At 43.5% G+C, this 17,773-nt stretch carries 19 protein-coding genes; 15 read left to right on the top strand and 4 right to left on the bottom strand.

Annotated elements, in window-relative coordinates:
* Positions 1 to 188: 188 nt before the first annotated feature.
* From ACTSEZ_RS01535 to ACTSEZ_RS01565, 7 genes are all read left to right on the top strand, one after another.
* The gene (locus ACTSEZ_RS01535; RefSeq protein ID WP_369732406.1) at positions 189 to 1,160 is read left to right on the top strand and encodes an ABC transporter permease; all 972 of its coding nucleotides are present in this window, start codon (positions 189 to 191) and stop codon (positions 1,158 to 1,160) included.
* An 86-nt stretch (positions 1,161 to 1,246) separates the two neighbouring features.
* A complete protein-coding gene (locus ACTSEZ_RS01540; protein ID WP_081414101.1) occupies positions 1,247 to 2,074 on the top strand; it encodes a carbohydrate ABC transporter permease in 828 nt (275 codons plus the stop codon).
* A gap of 51 nt (positions 2,075 to 2,125) precedes the next feature.
* Positions 2,126 to 3,766, top strand: a complete 1,641-nt coding sequence (locus tag ACTSEZ_RS01545; RefSeq protein ID WP_369732407.1) for a type 2 periplasmic-binding domain-containing protein — start codon at positions 2,126 to 2,128, stop codon at positions 3,764 to 3,766.
* Positions 3,767 to 3,861: 95 nt separating this feature from the next.
* A complete protein-coding gene (locus ACTSEZ_RS01550) occupies positions 3,862 to 5,730 on the top strand; it encodes a sensor histidine kinase (protein ID WP_369732408.1) in 1,869 nt (622 codons plus the stop codon).
* Positions 5,705 to 7,201, top strand: a complete 1,497-nt coding sequence (locus ACTSEZ_RS01555) for a response regulator (RefSeq protein ID WP_369732409.1) — start codon at positions 5,705 to 5,707, stop codon at positions 7,199 to 7,201. The genes ACTSEZ_RS01550 and ACTSEZ_RS01555 overlap by 26 nt, the downstream gene beginning before the upstream one ends.
* 36 nt (positions 7,202 to 7,237) lie before the next feature.
* Positions 7,238 to 8,251 (top strand): S66 family peptidase, encoded by a 1,014-nt coding sequence (locus ACTSEZ_RS01560; RefSeq protein WP_369732410.1) that lies wholly within the window; start codon positions 7,238 to 7,240, stop codon positions 8,249 to 8,251.
* Between the two features lie 103 nt (positions 8,252 to 8,354).
* A complete protein-coding gene (locus ACTSEZ_RS01565) occupies positions 8,355 to 8,660 on the top strand; it encodes a DUF3784 domain-containing protein (RefSeq protein WP_369732411.1) in 306 nt (101 codons plus the stop codon).
* 63 nt (positions 8,661 to 8,723) lie between these two features.
* Here the strand turns inward: ACTSEZ_RS01565 and ACTSEZ_RS01570 are convergent, their stop codons facing one another.
* On the bottom strand, positions 8,724 to 8,906 hold the full coding sequence (locus ACTSEZ_RS01570; protein WP_029282294.1) for a YolD-like family protein: 183 nt from the start codon (positions 8,904 to 8,906) through the stop codon (positions 8,724 to 8,726).
* Between the two features lie 204 nt (positions 8,907 to 9,110).
* Here ACTSEZ_RS01570 and ACTSEZ_RS01575 point away from each other — a divergent pair, with 204 nt between their 5' ends.
* The 4 genes from ACTSEZ_RS01575 to ACTSEZ_RS01590 all read left to right on the top strand — a co-directional run bounded on the left by ACTSEZ_RS01575 (position 9,111) and on the right by ACTSEZ_RS01590 (position 13,539).
* The gene (locus tag ACTSEZ_RS01575; RefSeq protein WP_369732412.1) at positions 9,111 to 9,923 is read left to right on the top strand and encodes a uroporphyrinogen-III synthase; all 813 of its coding nucleotides are present in this window, start codon (positions 9,111 to 9,113) and stop codon (positions 9,921 to 9,923) included.
* Between the two features lie 788 nt (positions 9,924 to 10,711).
* Entirely contained in the window at positions 10,712 to 11,797 is a 1,086-nt protein-coding gene (proB, locus tag ACTSEZ_RS01580; RefSeq protein ID WP_369732413.1) for a glutamate 5-kinase, read from the top strand.
* A gap of 15 nt (positions 11,798 to 11,812) precedes the next feature.
* Positions 11,813 to 13,060, top strand: a complete 1,248-nt coding sequence (locus tag ACTSEZ_RS01585) for a glutamate-5-semialdehyde dehydrogenase (protein ID WP_369732415.1) — start codon at positions 11,813 to 11,815, stop codon at positions 13,058 to 13,060.
* A 53-nt stretch (positions 13,061 to 13,113) separates the two neighbouring features.
* Positions 13,114 to 13,539 carry an OsmC family protein gene (locus tag ACTSEZ_RS01590; RefSeq protein ID WP_369732417.1) on the top strand — a complete coding sequence of 142 codons (426 nt, stop codon included), beginning with the start codon at positions 13,114 to 13,116 and terminating at the stop codon, positions 13,537 to 13,539.
* Positions 13,540 to 13,576: 37 nt separating this feature from the next.
* Here ACTSEZ_RS01590 and ACTSEZ_RS01595 read toward each other — a convergent pair whose 3' ends face one another.
* The gene (locus tag ACTSEZ_RS01595) at positions 13,577 to 13,918 is read right to left on the bottom strand and encodes a DUF805 domain-containing protein (RefSeq protein ID WP_369732418.1); all 342 of its coding nucleotides are present in this window, start codon (positions 13,916 to 13,918) and stop codon (positions 13,577 to 13,579) included.
* A 102-nt stretch (positions 13,919 to 14,020) separates the two neighbouring features.
* Positions 14,021 to 14,380, bottom strand: coding sequence for a winged helix-turn-helix transcriptional regulator (locus ACTSEZ_RS01600; RefSeq protein WP_029282277.1), 360 nt, complete (start codon positions 14,378 to 14,380; stop codon positions 14,021 to 14,023).
* 174 nt (positions 14,381 to 14,554) lie between these two features.
* On the opposite strand from ACTSEZ_RS01600, the gene ACTSEZ_RS01605 reads away from it, so the two are divergent.
* On the top strand, positions 14,555 to 15,763 hold the full coding sequence (locus tag ACTSEZ_RS01605; protein ID WP_369732419.1) for an MFS transporter: 1,209 nt from the start codon (positions 14,555 to 14,557) through the stop codon (positions 15,761 to 15,763).
* Between the two features lie 102 nt (positions 15,764 to 15,865).
* The gene (locus ACTSEZ_RS01610; RefSeq protein WP_369732420.1) at positions 15,866 to 16,216 is read left to right on the top strand and encodes a DUF4181 domain-containing protein; all 351 of its coding nucleotides are present in this window, start codon (positions 15,866 to 15,868) and stop codon (positions 16,214 to 16,216) included.
* A 21-nt stretch (positions 16,217 to 16,237) separates the two neighbouring features.
* Here ACTSEZ_RS01610 and ACTSEZ_RS01615 read toward each other — a convergent pair whose 3' ends face one another.
* Positions 16,238 to 16,792, bottom strand: coding sequence for a hypothetical protein (locus ACTSEZ_RS01615; protein WP_369732421.1), 555 nt, complete (start codon positions 16,790 to 16,792; stop codon positions 16,238 to 16,240).
* An 82-nt stretch (positions 16,793 to 16,874) separates the two neighbouring features.
* On the opposite strand from ACTSEZ_RS01615, the gene ACTSEZ_RS01620 reads away from it, so the two are divergent.
* Both ACTSEZ_RS01620 and ACTSEZ_RS01625 read left to right on the top strand, forming a co-directional pair.
* Entirely contained in the window at positions 16,875 to 17,204 is a 330-nt protein-coding gene (locus ACTSEZ_RS01620; RefSeq protein ID WP_369732422.1) for a hypothetical protein, read from the top strand.
* A 182-nt stretch (positions 17,205 to 17,386) separates the two neighbouring features.
* Positions 17,387 to 17,758, top strand: coding sequence for a MerR family transcriptional regulator (locus tag ACTSEZ_RS01625; RefSeq protein WP_369732423.1), 372 nt, complete (start codon positions 17,387 to 17,389; stop codon positions 17,756 to 17,758).
* The last annotated feature ends 15 nt before the right edge of the window (positions 17,759 to 17,773 follow it).

Raw genomic sequence — 17,773 nt, forward strand, 5'->3', positions numbered from 1 at the left:
ATTGTCTGCGGTCGGGCGCTGCCCGATAAAATGTGCACGATTAAATACATACAATCAGGTGCCTGTTCCTTTTTTCTCCATCCAAAATTCTGATACCTTACATGAAATTTCCTAACTTATGCAGGAGGGAACTTTTTCTTACAATAAGGACAGATAGAAAACATCATAGAAATCGGGGTGGTGAGCAGATGGAAGCGAAGATTGTACGGGCAGAGGAGCAAGTGATTGCGCCCAGTACAAAAAAAGAAAGAGTAAAACGGGATCTAAAGAGGATGAATTCCCAAAAATATTTGCAGGTTATGGCGCTGCTCGGTGTGGTTTGGATGTTCATTTTCAACTACGTGCCGATGTACGGACTGATTATTGCTTTTAAGGAGTTCAGCATCATCAGCACGATCAGAGAGGCTCCTTGGGTTGGACTAATGCAGTTTAAAGAGTTTCTGCAGGATGAGAATTTCTGGACTGTACTGAAGAACACTCTTGGCATCAGCTTGATTAAGCTGCTTATCGGCTTTCCGCTGCCGATCATTTTTGCCTTGATGCTGAATGAATTGACTTCCCTGAAGTTCAAGAAAATGGTTCAGACGATTACCTATTTGCCTCATTTTCTTTCATGGGTTGTTCTCGGCGGTATTTTAACAACATGGTTATCTGATATCGGCATTATTAATGACATTTTACTTAATCTCGGATTTATCAATGAACGCATCAGCTTCCTGGCTGAACCTCAGTACTTCTGGGGCATTGTGATTATCTCGGATATTTGGAAAGAAATCGGCTGGTCTGCAATCATCTATCTTGCAGCAATAGCGGGCGTATCTACTGAACTCTATGAGTCTTCAACAATTGATGGAGCAAACCGTTTTCAGAAAATGTGGCATGTCACACTGCCTTCGATCCGTCCAACGATTACGATTCTTTTCATACTGGCAGTCAGCGGTGTGCTGAATTCAAATTTTGACCAGATCTTAGTTCTTCGTAATGCATTAAATGAAAGCGCTAGCAATGTTATTGATATCTATGTGTATCAAATGGGTGTTCAAAATGCGCGCTATTCTTATGCAACGGCAGTCGGTCTTTTAAAAGCAATCATTGCCTTTATTCTGCTTTACACAGCGAACAGAATTACGAAAAAGCTTGACGGCACTTCATTATTCTAAGGAGGGGAGATCACGTGCTGAAACTATTTAAACTAAACCGCAGAACAAAAAGTGAATACATCTTCGATAACATTAACATCATTATTATGTTCTTGATCTGCGGAATAACGCTTTACCCAATCTGGTATGTTATCGTCAACTCCCTGAATGAAGGTGCAGATGCAGCTAATGGAGGCATTTACTGGTGGCCAAGGGAGTTTACGCTTCAAAACTATGAAGCTGTTTTTGCCAACTCAGGTATTTTGACATCATTTGGAGTCACGATTGCGAAAACGGTTATAGGAACCATCACGCACGTTTTCTTCACAGCGATGGTAGCCTATGCGATTTCAAGAAGAGATTTATATGGTAGAAAGCTTTACATGATGATCGGGATTGTCACAATGTTTTTCAGCGGAGGACTGATTCCTTACTTCCTTCTGATTCGTGACCTGGGCTTATTTGATAACTTCCTGGTCTATATCATTCCGACCATGTTCAACTTTTTCCATCTTATTATCTTTGTCTCGTTCTTCAGAGAGCTGCCGCCATCACTTGAAGAGGCAGCAAAAATTGACGGAGCCAATGACTTTATGATTTTTATCAAGATTATTGTGCCGCTGTCGATGCCGGTTATTGCTACAATCGCTTTATTCCAGGGTGTTTATCAATGGAATGATTATTTCGCAGGGGTCATCTTCGTCAATAACCCTGATCTTCAGCCAATCCAAACCTATTTGTATAAGGTTGTTGCAGAATCCAGTTCCAACCAGATGATGATGAATGCTCCAGGCAGCATCACAACAAAAACGGTAACGTCACAATCGATCAAGCTTGCAACCATGGTCATCACGACACTGCCGATTGTTCTTGTGTACCCGTTCCTTCAGAAGTACTTTGTAAAGGGGATGCTGATCGGCTCTGTAAAGGGCTGATGCATATAGAAAGAAAGTCAATTATAATTAGGTACTAGAGAGGGGTTTACTATGAAAAAGTTTAAGAGTCTGTCCATTTTCCTTATTGCGGTTCTTCTTCTTTCCATGCTTGCTGCATGCAATAATGAAACCGCTTCATCAGGGGAAAAAGAAAACAAAAAGCCTGTTTCAGCAGATGAGCCTGCATGGAAAGCAGATACATCGCCGATTACATTTGACTGGTATGTCAACTTTTCCTGGTTCGCATCAAAATGGGGAGAGGACGCTGTTTCAAAGTATGTAACAGATAAAACAGGCGTTTCGATCAACTACATTTCTCCTGCAGGAAACGAAGCAGAGAAAATGAATACGATGATTGCATCAGGCAAGCTTCCTGATTTTATTACCCTTGGCTGGTGGGAAGATGCCGTTAAGAAAATGCAGGAAGGCGAACTGGTTCTTCCATTAAATGAACTTGCTGAAGAATATGATCCATACTTCTTTAAAGTAGCAGATAACGCAAAGCTTGAGTGGTACAAACAGGAGAACGGAAATGTATACGCTTACCCGAATGCATCTTCTTCTCCGAAGGATTTTGAAAAATATAAAGACTTAAAGCCTTCTAACCAAACATTCTTGGTCAGAAAAGATATGTACGAAGCACTTGGAAGTCCTGATATGAGCACACCTGAAGGGTTTGTTTCAGCTCTGAAAGCTGCAGAAGAAAAATTCCCTGAAGTAAATGGTGCACCGCTTATTCCGCTTGGCCTTCATGAATTTACAGATGTAGGCAATACATCACTTGAAGCGTATCTTCAAAACTTCCTTGCCATTCCTATGGAAAAAGACGGCAAGCTGTATGACCGCACAGAAGATAAAGAATATGTAAAATGGCTGAAAACATTCAGAGAAGCAAATGAAGAAGGATTGCTTGCAAAAGATATTTTTGTAGACAAACGTCCGCAAATGGAAGAGAAAATTGCGCAAGGCCGCTACTTCGCTATGCTTTACCAGCGCAGTGACATGGCTGCTCAGCAGCAGGCTCTTTATGCAAAAGATCCAAATTCTGTCTATATCGCTGTTGATGGTCCTGCCAACGCTGCAGGCGATCAACCGACACTTGCAGGGGACAGCATTTCCGGCTGGACAGTTACTCTTATCTCCAAAGATGTAAAAGACAAAGACCGTGCCATTGCTTTCTTAAGCTACCTGATCAGTGAAGAAGGACAAAAAGATTTCTTCTTCGGTGAAAAAGGCGTTACGTACGATGAGACAGACGGAAAACCTCAGTTCAAACCGGAAGTTCTTGACCTTCTAACCAAGGACAGAACAGCTTTCGATCAGCAATACGGTGCTTCTTATAAACACTGGATGCTGATGGATACGAACATGAGTCTTCCTTGGAACCCGCCTACTGCTGAGCCGTTCAAGCAATTGGAAGACTGGACAAAAGGCAAAACAGTCAGCTTTGCAGCTTATGACGGCCTGAATCCGACAGGTACTTCTGCAGAAGCCATTGCAAGTACAAAAATCAGCCAGGAATGGGGAAAAACTCTTCCGAAGCTGCTTCTTGCAAAATCAGACAAAGAGTTTGATAAGCTGATGAAGGCTTACTTGAAAAAACGTGAAGATTACGGCTATGACAAAGTAGAAGAGTATCAGAAGAAAATGTTTGAAAAGAATAATGAAAAACTGAATGCTGGAGAAAAGTAAGGAAAAGGGCTGCTTCGGCAGCCTTTTTTTCCCTGTTATCCGAAAAAGAAATCCCTTATACTAAAAAGAACGTCAAAAGAACAGCAGGTGTCCCCATGGCAGGAAAAATAAAAACGAAGATCTTCGAAATGTTCCTCAAACTCTCATTGCAGCAAAAATTCATCGCCTTATATATTTTCATCATTATGATTCCAGTCGTTGCATTTACCCTGATCTATACAAGGCAAGTGGATGAAAGTGCGATAAAGGACATTACAACGAAAAATGAATATCTCCTTGAAGTTGAAAAAGTTCATATTGAAAACAATATCGAATCGATGAGGAGAACGGCACAGATGGTCGTCTCTGATAATGAATTTATCGATTTTGTGAAATCCAGAGATGAGACAAATGTGGACGAACTGCTGAATTTCAAAATGAATGCGTTCTCAAATGTATCAAGACTTCAAGTGAATAATCCAACCATTGAAAACATTCATCTATACACAAACAATCCCTTCGTAAACGAAATGTGGCCGATCCTTTTCAGTGAGGAGCGGATTGCTGATAAGCCATGGAAGCAGGAAGCCATCGACCGCAACGGCATGGAAATGTGGTGGTATGAACAGCAGGATTACGATATCCTCGGACGCTATCCATACCGGGCGAATGCGAAGATTTCAGTCTTGCGGGAGCTGGATTACCCGAAGGATGAACACTTGGGCATCATCGAAATCAGCATGCTTCAAAAGAACTTTTTCCCGAAAATGTTCAGCACCGTTGATGCAGGTGATTCTGCGATGATGGTCATTGATCAGAACAGCAATTATATCGTCAATCCTGAAAACCGCTTTTTAAAAGAAAATGAGATTCGTATAGATACACTGACAAGCCACTTTGAAAAAGAAAAGAAGAAAGAATCCTTCTCTTTTTACTATGAAGATCACGGACTTCCGATTCTCGCAGGAGCTGTCTATATTGAAGCGATTGATTCCTATATGCTGAGCCTGGTCTCTCTTGAAACAATTTTTGCAGATACTGAAAACACTAGAAATCTTGTCCTTGGGGGAATTGTGTTCCTCGTGCTGATTCTCTCCTTTTTGACATACAAAATGATCTCGTATCTGCTGAAAGAGATGTACAGGCTGATGAGCACGATGAAAAAAGCAGAAGCGGGTGACTTCGGTGTAAAAGTCGAAGTGGATGAATACAGCGAAATCGGCCAGCTTGCCTATCATTTCAGAAGCATGCTGGCAAAAATCAACCGGCTGATTGCTGAAGCCATTCATAAAAATGCGGTAACAAAAGAAGCAGAGCTTAAAGCTCTCAAGACACAAATCGATTCTCATTTTCTTTTTAATACACTTGAAAATATCAAGATGATGGCGGAAATAAAGGGAGATTACGAGACGTCCGATGCCGTGACATCCCTCGGTTCCATGATGCGCTACAATCTGAAATGGAAAAACGATTTTGTGCTGCTTCAGGAAGAGCTGACGCATATTAAGCATTATATTGACATTATGAATCTGCGGCTTGAGAACAGGCTGACTCTCAAAGTCGATGTGCCGGACCAGCTTCTGGCATCAGAGGTGCTGAAGATGTCTCTTCAGCCAATCGTGGAAAATTCGGTCAAGCATGGACTGATTCCATTGCTTGCTGAAAATCAGGGCGTCATCAAAATAAGTGCAGAAAGAATGGACAGCGGAATCTTGATTGAGATAGAAGATAACGGGACAGGGATGAATGAAAGAGAGAAAGAACGCCTGTCTGAAAAAATTACTGCAGGACAGCATACCGAAACGCTTCACGGGTCAGGAATCGGGCTTGTAAACGTAAATGAGAGGCTGCTCCTGCATTACGGAACGGATCATGGACTTCAAATAGAAAGCGAGGAGGGAGCTTTTACAAAAGTTTCATTCCTAGTACCAGACTTGCAGACAAAGGGGGACTTGCAGCATGTACAATCTGTTAATAGCGGATGATGAATCAAATATACGCCTTGGCATTAAAGCCATGATTGAACGGGAATTCCCGGGAGAAATCAATACCTTCCTTGCTGGAGACGGGCTTGAGGCACTGGATATTATGAGCAGGGAACAAATCGATCTTCTCATCACAGATATAAAAATGCCTCGCATGAACGGAATTGAGCTGATCCGCACCCTTCAGGAAGCGGACAAAAAACCGATTCTGATCATTTTAAGCGGATATGACGATTTTGAATATACAAAGGCAGCCATTAAATGCAAAGTAAAAGATTACCTTTTAAAACCAGTGAACAGAAACGAGCTGTTTCAGACCGTCCGCAGTTCGATGGAAGATCTGGAAAAGACAAAAACACTCGTTCAGCAGGAACAGGAAGAAGAGCAGCTCAGACAAATTCAGTACATCCTGCTGAATCCGCTCCTGTCAAAAGAACGGATCAAAGAAATCTGCGGGCAGTCAAAGCTTGAAGCTAAGAGCGGACACTATTTCATTGCCGTTATGAATCAGGGGAGAAATCTCTTTGAAAAAGCAGAGCAGGTGCTGAAAAAAGAAATCCTGTTCCTGGACCAGAAAGACCGGACCGTCATTCTGACAGAAAATCAGACTGTTCTTGATTTGCTTAAGCAGCACATTCCTGAAGCAGAGCTGGGCTGCAGCGGGCAGAAAACCGATTTTTCAGAGATCAGAGAGGCCTATCTGGAAGCAGCAGAGGCATGCAAATATTCATTTATCCACCCGAGACACTCATATATTGATTACAACACGGTAACTTCTAAACCTCCAGCAGACATGCTTCCCATAGAAGAAATCAAGAAAATCAAAAACATGCTCGGAACAATCAGAGAACAGGAAATCAAGTCTCTTCTGTTGAAAGTTCTAGATCACGAAAGGATTACGTTCTATTCAATCGATTATCTTGAGAGTATCCATCACGAAATAAACAGAATCATCTATGAACCTTTTTTTGAGCGGTTTGGGGAAGAATCGAAAGCCGCATTTAAAAAGCTGTCCCATATGGAGGACCTCTACAGCTTCCGCGATTTCTATCATTATTTTCATGAAACACAGGAACTGATCCTGAGACTTCATGAATATATGAAGCAGCTGAAGTCGATTTCAACAGAACAGACCTATATGGAACAGGCACTTGCATTTATCGGTGACAACTATCAAAAAGACCTGAATCTTGCAGTCGTCTCAAATCACATATCCCTGAACTACTCTTACTTCAGCCATGTGTTCAAAGAAAATACGGGTCAAAATTTTGTCGATTACCTGAAAAAGGTCCGTATTGAAAACAGCAAGAGACTGCTTCAGGATCCTGACTTGAAAATCTTTGAAGTCAGTGACAGGGTCGGCTACAAAAACCCCAAGCAATTTGCACGCGTATTTCGTGAGCTTGAAGGCATATCACCAAAGGAGTTCAGGGAGGCGGCAGGCATTTCAGCCGCGAAGGAACAGACTTAATCTTATTTTCCAGGAAATCATCGGGAGGCAGATAAAATGATTACATATCCAATATTAAAATCGAATGCCGTAATAGGAGTGACGGCCCCGTCTTCTGGTGTTCCGCAGGAATTGCACGGGCTGCTCAAGCAGGCTACAGGAAAAATGGAATCCAGGGGATATACAATTATCACAGGTGAAACAGCCTGGACGCAGGAAAAAGCAAAATCCGCACATGCCAAAAAACGATCAGACGAATTCAATCAAATGATACAGGATAATCAAATTGACTTCATTCTTCCTCCGTGGGGCGGTGAGCTTGCGATGGAAATGCTTGAAGGTGTCGATTACGATGCGATAAAGGAAAAATGGATTCTGGGATACTCCGATGTCAGCGTGCTTACACTTGCTATTACTCTTAAAACAGGTATTGCAACAGCTCACGGAACAAACCTGATTGATTTAAGAGGTGAATCGTCCGACCCGACGACTGCCATGTGGGAAACCGTGCTGAAAACGGAACGGGGAGGAAAGGTAACTCAGACGTCTTCTGAAAAGTATCAAAAAAAATGGCAGCACGAGAACCCGACACCTCATGTTTTTCATCTTACAGAACCAACCGTCTGGAAAACAGTGTCAGGCCAAGATGAACAGGTCAAAGGACGCCTGCTCGGTGGCTGCATTGATGTGATTAAGCATCTGGCAGGCACGCCGCTTGGAGATGTTAAAGCCTTTTCCAAAACACATATCGATGGCGATCCGATCCTCTGGTATTTCGAAAACTGCACGCTTTCCGCAACGGATTTGCGCATATCGCTTGTCCAACTGAAAATGGCCGGCTGGTTTGAAAATTGCTCAGGAATTCTTTTTGGAAGAAGCCCGGCCAATCATCCGGTAGAAGGCTATACTGCAGAGGATGTTTACGAGGACCTTGCATCAGAACTTGGGGTCCCTGTTATCTACGACATTGACTGCGGACACCAGCCGCCTCAGATGACCCTGATTAATGGTGCTTTTGCGGAGGTGACAGTGGAGAATGGAAAAGGGATTATTGTTCAGGAGTTTAGGTGATGGAAGAAAGCATGCCTTTATAGGTGTGTTTTTTCTTGTTTATTTGGAACTTTATTCCGTTTCAACCGTATAACACTTATCCAGTCTAGAAGGGGGAGTACAGATGATATCCTACCTGATCATGGCCCTTTTCATCTTAGCCGGCACGATGCTCTACCAAGGGAAATGGGCGAATTTAATAGCCGGGTATAACACGCTTTCTAAAGAAGAAAAAGAAAAATATGACACGCCGGCTCTTTGCAGGTTTTACGGAAAAATGATGTTTGTCATCTCGTTCAGCATCCTTCTGTGGGAGATTGGCGACACACTTGGAAGCCTGCTGATTTTTATGTTCGGCACCTTGCTGTTTATTGCTTCTGTTGTTTTCACACTAGTCTATTCGAACAGCGGAAGCCGCTTCAAAAAGTAAGCTGCCCGGAAGTTTTAAGACACAAAAAAGAACATCAGCTTTCATGATGCTCTTTTTCAGGAATCAATAAATTTCTTTAATCCCCGCCAGCCTGATTGAAAAGACATTCTTATCTTCGTCTTCAAGTGACAGGGTCTGATCGCTCAGGTCTAGATTGCGGACGCGGCCTTTCAGTGTCTGGACGGCCCCGTCGATGTAATAGTTTACCGTTACAAGCTTATTGCGCCTCAATGCTTTTAAAATCATGTGAATGTCTCCTTCCGTTTTGTGTTTATTTAAAGGGAATTATTTAAAATGTAATCGTTTTCTATGAGTATATTCCTATTATACTACAGGTTTGTGAAAGCGATTACATAAAGTTTGAACACTTTGTGAAAAAAAACACATTGAACACGTTCATCCAGCATGGTACCTTTAATAAAAAAGACCGCAGAAAAGGGGACGCACAGCATGGGAAGAGGTTTAGAAGGCAAAAAAGTTGTGATTGCAGGATCTAGAAAGACAGATGAAATCAGTACACTGATTGAAAAACAGGGGGGCACTCCGCTTGTCCGCTCACTGCAGGGAACTGTTTTTCTGGCTGAGGACCAGGTAGAACCTGATTTGCGCAGGTACATAAATGAGGGTGCGGACTGGACCATCCTGACGACAGGAATGGGAACAGAAACGCTGGTGAAGCTGTCCCGTCAGCTGGGGCAGGAAGAAGCCTTTTTAAGACAGCTTCGCGAGTCAAACATTGCTTCGAGGGGATACAAAACCTTCGCTTCGCTCAAAAAGCTTGGATTGGCACCATTAAAAAAGGATGATGACGGAACGACCAGGGGCCTTGTCCGCGCTTTGGAAAATGAAGATTTTACCGGAAAAAGAGTCATGGTGCAGCTCCACGGTGAAACAGCACCTGCACTGATTAAGTTTCTTGAAGAAAAAGGGGCATCTGTCCACCAGGTGCTCCCGTACCGTCACATTTCACCTGATGATAAAGCCGTCAGCCTCCTTTGCAAAGAACTGAAAGCTGGAGAAATTGACGCGGTATGTTTTACCGCTGCCATCCAGGTTCGGGAATTTTTTCAGTATGTGAAGGAGCATGATTTAACGAAGGATGTACTTGAAGCCTTCAAAACGCGCACACTCCCTGTAGCTGTCGGAAAAATTACAGCCGAAGCCCTTACAGAGGAAGGTGTAGAGAATCCGCTCGCTCCTGATCTTGAACGAATGGGTGCGATGATTATCGAACTTGCCAATTATTATGAAAAAAACAATTGACATAAGCCTTCCGACTGCGCATAATATATAAAAATCAATGAACGCTGAAGCGGGACTAGTATGCGGGACTTTGTGCAAAAGAGAGCGGGGTTTATAAGCTGAGATACCCCGCAGCAGCAAAGCCGCAGAACCTGCCCGCCGAGTCCTGTGCCAAATACACAGGCGCCATCAGCCTGGCGTTATCAGGCAAAGCGGGATGCCGTGTGCATCCAACCAAGGTGGTACCACGGAGAGCAAAGCCCTTTTCGTCCTTATTTTACAGGACGGGGAGGGCTTTTTTTATTCCATGAAGCTGAGGGGGGCAAAATGCGTCGTGAATGAACCCTTCATACAAAGAATCAGAAGTTGAAGGGTTAAAATGCGTCGTGAATGAATCCTTCGTACGAAGAATCAGGAGCTGAAGGGTCAAAAGGCCTCGTGAATGAACCCTTCGTACAAAGAATCAGAAGCTGAAGGGTCAAAAAGCGTAGTGAATGAACCCTTCGTACGAAGAATCAGGAGCTGAAGGGTCAAAAAGCGTAGTGAATGAACCCTTCGTACGAAGAATCAGGAGCTGAAGGGTCAAAAGGTCTCGTGAATGAACCCTTCGTACAAAGAATCAGAAGTTAAAGGGTTAAAATGCGTAGTGAATGAACCCTTCGTACGAAGAATCAGGAGCTGAAGGGTCAAAATGCGTAGTGAATGAACCCTTCGTACAGAGAAAAAGGTGCTGAAAGGTCAATATCCACCGGTAACTATGCCCAATAAACTCTTCCATCCCCCCACTAAACTATAGGAGGCCAACCCTCATGAAAAAACGGATTGTTGTTAAAATCGGGAGCAGTTCTCTTACGAACAGGAAAGGTGAAATCGATCAGGAAAAATTCGCCGATCATATTGCAGCGCTTGCACGGCTCAGACAAGCAGGGCATGAAGTGCTGCTTGTTTCATCGGGTGCTGTTGCGGCAGGTTTCCGCAAGCTTGGCTATCCGGCCAGACCTCTTACGCTTAAAGGCAGGCAGGCCGCGGCTGCTGTCGGCCAGAGCCTGCTGATTCAAGCGTATATGGCTCAGCTTGGGGCATACGGCTTTGTTCCTGCCCAGATTTTGCTGACCCGGACAGATTTTTCTTCAAAAGAGCGGTACAGAAATGCTTTTGCCACGATTCGTGAATTGCTTGACAGGGGCATTATCCCAATCATCAATGAAAATGATACGGTTTCTGTTGAGGAGCTGACGTTTGGCGATAATGACATGCTGTCTGCCCTTGTCAGCGGGCTTGTTCAGGCAGATGAGCTCGTTATTTTAACGGATATCAACGGCCTGTATGACAAAAATCCGCGCGATCATGCTGATGCGAAAAGGTATGAACGTTTGACCGGCATTACGGATGAGATGATGCTCGGAGCGGAAGGGGCGGGATCTTCAGTCGGAACCGGCGGGATGAAATCCAAGCTTGCTGCGGCGAAAACAGCCATTGAGCTTGGGGTATCCGTTTTTATCGGAACGGGAAAAGGCGATGATAAGTTTATCCGCATCCTGAATGGTGATGGTGACGGGACCTATATAGAAGCCCGCTCTTTCCTGAAAAGCAGCAAACAGTGGATTGCCCTTCATTCTTTAGTCAAAGGGAAAATTTTTATTGATGAAGGAGCAGAGTCTGCCCTCATTATGAAGGGGAAAAGTTTATTGCCTGCAGGTGTTTGCGACATTTCGGGAACATTTGAAACCGGAGACGTTGTGGAAGTTCACGGACCGAACGGGATGCTCGGTAAAGGAGAGGTTTTTTGTTCCTCTGAAACGTTAAAGCAGGTAATGGGAAAACGGACAAAAGAAGCAGGAGCTGTGCTTGCGTCCATCGAAGTCATACACCGCGACCGATGGGTCAAAGCGTGAAACGGAGGGATAACCATGAGTGAAGTGATGAGGAAAGGGAAAATCGCCAAGGCTGTCAGCTATGACATGATGCAGGTGCCGACCGACGAAAAAAACCGTGCGCTGGAACTAATCGCAAGGCAGCTGGAAGCGGAGCGTAATTTTTTAATAAAAGAAAATCAAAAAGATATTGAAGCCGGAAAAAAAGCGGGCATGACGGATTCTATCCTTGACCGCATGCTGCTGACTGAAAAAAGAATCGATGATATGGCTCTTGCAATCCGCCAGTTAATCAGCCTTGAGGACCCTGTTGGAGAGGTGCTTGAGACAATCCAAAAAGAAAACGGGCTGCTTATCCACAAAAAACGCGTGCCGCTCGGTGTAATCGGAATGATTTATGAAGCCCGGCCTAATGTGACGATCGACGCTGCAACCCTGTCGCTCAAAACAGGAAATGCGGTTATTTTAAGAGGCAGCTCTTCTTCCATTCATTCAAATAAGGCTCTCGTCAGCGTGATCCACCGCGCTCTTGAGCAGACTTCCATTCATCATGAAGCGGTTCAGTTGATTGAAGACACGAGCAGAGAAACAGCCAAACAGCTTTTCACGCTAAATCAATACTTAGACGTTCTTATTCCGAGGGGCGGGAAGAACCTGATCGACACCGTCGTGAGAGAGTCTTCTGTACCTGTTCTCGAAACAGGTGCGGGCAATTGTCATCTTTTTATCGACGAATCGGCAGACCCGGAAATGGCACAGCGAATTGTTCTGAATGCAAAAACGCAGCGTCCCTCTGTCTGCAATGCCATTGAATCAATTTTAATTCACGAAAGATGGCTTGAGCAGCACGGGATGAACCTGCTGCAGAGCCTGCATGACCATTCCGTTGAAATCATCGCCGATGACCGCATTGTGTCACTTTTTCCTCAGGCAAAACCGGCAAGTGAGGAAGAATGGGCCACTGAATATCTTGCACTGACCGCAAGTGTAAAAACAGTGAAAAATACAGATGAAGCGATCAAGCACATCAACACATACGGAACTAAACATTCAGAAGCTATTATCACAGAAGACCTTAAAAGTGCGCATCAATTTCAATCCCGCGTTGATGCGGCAGCTGTTTATCACAATGCATCGACCCGTTTTACAGATGGCTTTGAATTCGGCTACGGCGCGGAAATCGGCATCAGCACGCAAAAACTGCATGCACGGGGACCGATGGGATTGCCGGCGCTGACCTCAACAAAGCACTTCATTTCGGGAAATGGACAAATCAGGGAATAGAAGGCGGACGTTGACAAAACATAAGGAGACTAACGACATGAAGGAGCAAAATTATGGATACGTCAATTAAGTGGAATGGGAAAATGAGCTTCTCAGGCAGCACCCCGTCCGGCCATGAAGTGAAAATGGATGCCTCAGAAGAAGTGGGCGGAGAGAACACAGGAGCGAGGCCGACCGAGCTTCTGCTTCACGCTGTTGCCGGCTGCACAGGTATCGATATCATCAGCATCCTGCAGAAAATGCGCCTCAATCCGTCCTCGTTTGAAATGGATCTCACCGGCACACGGGCAGAGGACCATCCAAAACGGTTTACAGCCATCACTATTCATTACAAACTGGAAGGCGATCTTCCTGAAGAAAAAGTGATCAGGGCCATTCAGCTTTCCAAAGATAAATATTGTTCTGTCTCACAATCCCTCAATGCTGAGATTACAGCTGAATACTCAATTAACGGAGTAAAGGGAAGCAAGACTATGTAAAAAAGCGAAATCCTGAAAAAGGGATTTCGCTTTTTTCTTATTTAGGGCTTGGACCGTATTTATTTGCACCTGGTTCACTGTCCAAACAGTTGAACACAAGCAGGACAATTCCGCCGATAACCGGGATAAGGCTGATAAGCAGCCACCATCCGGTTTTGCCGATGTCATGCAGTCTGCGCACAGCAACACCAATTGAAGGCAAAAGAACAATAAGAGAATAAATAATAACTAAAACAGACGGAAGTCCGATCATATACTCAACAATCGTTAAAAGAATAGTCACGATAAAGTTGAATAAAGTGAACATCCAGTATTCCTTACGTCTAGCGCGGCCTTGAAACACCGCATATTTCTTAATAACGTCTAGATACCAATGCATGTAATTTCCTCCTTTCTCGGAAAATTGAACGACTAAATAAATATACCATTTTCTTCTGACATTAGAAGCAAAAAAAAACGAAATCCCCCAGTGGAATTTCGCTTATTTATTCAAAATGCTTTCTTCAAGCACCGCTGATTTATCACCGTACACCTTCGTGATGTGATTTTCTCCCCAGGCGCAAAGGGAATCCAGAATGCTTTGCAGGCTCCAGCCGTATTCACTTAATTCATACTCCACTTTCGGCGGAACTTCCGGATGGACAATCCTGTTGATCACGCCGTCATCTTCAAGCTCGCGCAGCTGCTGTGTGAGCATTTTTTGCGTAATGTTGGGCATGAGCTTTTTCAATTCATTTGTCCGTCTTTTGCCGTGGGTCAAGTGACAGAGGATGACGCATTTCCACTTGCCCCCGATAATCTCAAGAGTTGCTTCAACGGGAATGTTGTATTTCTTCTCCATATAAATCCTCCTATCTAATAGGCACCAAAAAGTGCCTACCTAACTTTTTAGTTCCTACAGCACTTGAAAGTACGTACTTTTCTTTATGTTCGATATATCTCATAATAACATTTGCCGGCTGATCTTTACCATACACGTTTTAAAATAAATATCAATTATCAGGAGGAGAAATACATGAGCTTAGATAAAAAAAGAAGTATGTGGGCGCTGCTTGCTCTTGCAGTCAGTGCATTTGCCATTGGAACAACGGAGTTTATCAGTGTCGGCCTGCTGCCGATGATTGCAGAGGATTTGAATATACCGGTTACAACAGCAGGTTTGACCGTCACCCTTTATGCGGTCGGAGTCATGTTCGGGGCACCGGTCTTAACATCTTTAACTTCAAATATGTCACGTAAGACGCTACTCCTTTGGATTATGATTGTCTTTATTCTTGGAAACAGCCTCTCAGCGGGAGCATCAAGCATTGAAATGCTTCTTGCGGGACGCGTGATTGCGGCACTGTCGCATGGTGTGTTCATGTCGATTGGTTCAACGATTGCAGCGGACCTTGTTCCTGAAGACCGCCGTGCAAGTGCGATTTCTATTATGTTTACAGGTCTTACCGTCGCGACAGTAACAGGTGTTCCATTCGGAACCTTTATCGGCCAGCAGTTTGGATGGAGACTTGCGTTTATCGTCATTATTCTTATAGGTATTCTTGCTCTCATCGCAAACAGCATTCTTGTTCCATCTAACTTAAAAAAAGGCAACCGCACGACCTTTGGTGATCAGCTGAAGCTTGTGAAAAACGGACGTCTGCTGCTTGTCTTTTTAATAACAGCCCTTGGATACGGCGGAACCTTTGTCGTCTTCACGTATCTTTCACCGCTTCTTGTTGAAGTGACTGGTTTTAAAGAAGGCACCGTTGCCGTTATTCTGCTTGTATACGGAATTGCCATTGCCATCGGAAACATGATCGGCGGCAAGCTGTCCAATAAAAATCCGATTAAAGCTCTTTTCTATATGTTTATTGCACAGGCTATTGTTCTTTTTGTCCTGACACTTACAGCACCATTTAAAATTGCAGGATTGATCACCATTTTAGTTATGGGACTGTTCGCCTTCATGAACGTTCCAGGTCTTCAAGTTTACGTCGTGATGCTTGCAGAACGCTTCGTGCCAAGCGCCGTGGACGTAGCTTCAGCCATCAACATTGCTGCGTTCAACGCAGGAATTGCCATCGGCGCCTTTCTCGGAGGCATCATCACAGATTCCATCGGCCTGATTCACACAGCATGGATCGGTGGCGTGATGGTCGCCGGAGCTGTCATCCTCACTGGATGGAGCCGTGCACTTGAAAAGAAAGATCAAAACGTTCAAGGCCATAAGATGGCTGGATAATTGTGACGCCCGGGGGAAAGTTCCCTGGGCGTTTTTTGTGTGAGTGAAATTTAAATATCCTCATTGTTTGGTGTTGTAATATAATGGATTTGGAGGGATAGAATGCTTAAATTTTTGCTGTTTTTAACACTTGTGCTCGTGTACATTACTTTTTCTGAAAAATGGATTAGAAGAAAATTAAATATCCCGAAACAAAGAGGTTTCTTTTATCAAAGCCAAAACAGGATTCACAGATGGACAGAAGGAACCTTAATTGTACTGTATGCTGTTGGACTGATGATCTTTGATTTTTCAACCCTATTTATTACAGTCTCGATCAGCTTCTTTTTAGCCGTCAGATCATTCATGGAATGGAAGTTTGAACGGGAAGAAAAAGAATATATCCTTAGTCTTCATGCTGCGGCCACTTTTCCTCTAGTGGTTGCGGCAGGCTATTGGATAAATTCAATTTAAGGGAAAGAAATCCATGCCACCTTATTCTCCCGTAAAAGCAATTTGATGAACCTTCACTTTTTGCAAGAATAAACTGTAATTCGCTGTAAAGTGTTTATCTTTCAATAAGGAGACACTCTCTCCGTCTTTGAATTCAATTTCAATAACAGAGGGTTCTCCTTTTTCCTTGGACAAATGAAAAACAGCGCTCTCCACTTCATCCCAAGTATACTGATGTTGTTCAAAACTGATTCCGCTGCTGTATGAAATTCCTTCATCACTGAGCTGTTTATGCTGAATGGCTCCGAATGTAAACGGAACAATGCTGAGAAAAACAAGTATTAAACCTGACATAATAGAGGTACTATCCGCTTTTCTGAAAGCAGCAATCAAAGCGGCAAGTGCCCACATCAGAAATCCGGCTCCATACAAAAGGTACGTTTCAGTAGAAAGCTGGATAAACCACGTCAGATTTGTCGCATACAGCACGTCGGCGACCATAAAAGGGAATAGTATAGATGCGTAGGGAATCAGGATGAGAATGAGGAAACCAATTACTCCGAATACATGTTTCTTTTCATAATTTTTGTAGTTCATAGTCACGCCCTCCTTGTCTTAAATAAGTATACGCAGAAGAATCTGTTTAAGTTTCGGAATATTTAAATAGAAGGAGTTTGTTATGAAAAGAGCAATTCTGCTTCTGCTGTGCCTGCTGCTGACAGGCTGTTCTAATGCTGAAGAAGATGGATATAAGGAAGTAAGAAAAGCAGGATGGAACTTCATTAAACAGAATAAATGGGAAAACAGGACGAGGGGGTACTGGAAACATTCAAAAGTGGCAGCGTACACAGTAAATGAGAGTCAAACACAAATATTGGACAAACAGTACATAGGCAAAAAAGTCTTGAGCGTAGAGTTTGAGGGCCTTGAAAACACGGCTGTAAGTGCGCCTGTTATTCTGGTAGATCAAGAAACGAATAAAGTGATTGGGTATATACCCGGAGAATAATAGAGGTATTCAAGGTTATTGAAAAAGACAACATATAGAAGGGATGACAGGAACAGACTTTTGACAATTTTGCGAAGTCTGTTCCTTTTAGTTGTAATCATAAACTGTCACACATATAATAAAACCATCACGTTACGGTTAGGAGGGATTGACTTGGGGCTGAGAAACTGAAAATTGGAGAATTGGCTGAAATTACCGGTGTGACTAAGAGGACAATTGATTATTATACAACACTGGGTTTACTGAAAGCGGAACGTTCTCCTTCAAATTACAGATACTATGATCATTCCTCAATAGAACGAATTGCTTTTATTGAAAAATGCAAAGCAGAAGGGCATTCTCTTGAAGAAATTAAAAAAAGGGTCATCAGCCGTTTTTCGGAGGAAGTGGATGTGCTTGAACTCCGCCTTAAAATTCAGGGGCTGGAACAGGATGTCACAAAAGCCCTCGAACAGCTGAAAGAGTCAGATCCTGAAAAGTATGAGAGTCTCAAAAAGAATATATCAAGTGAAAGCTTGTCATTAATTCAGTCCTTGCTTTTGCTCTTACATTAATTAATGGAGGGAAAG

Source organism: Metabacillus mesotrionivorans, from assembly GCF_052171315.1.
GTDB lineage: Bacteria > Bacillota > Bacilli > Bacillales > Bacillaceae > Bacillus_P.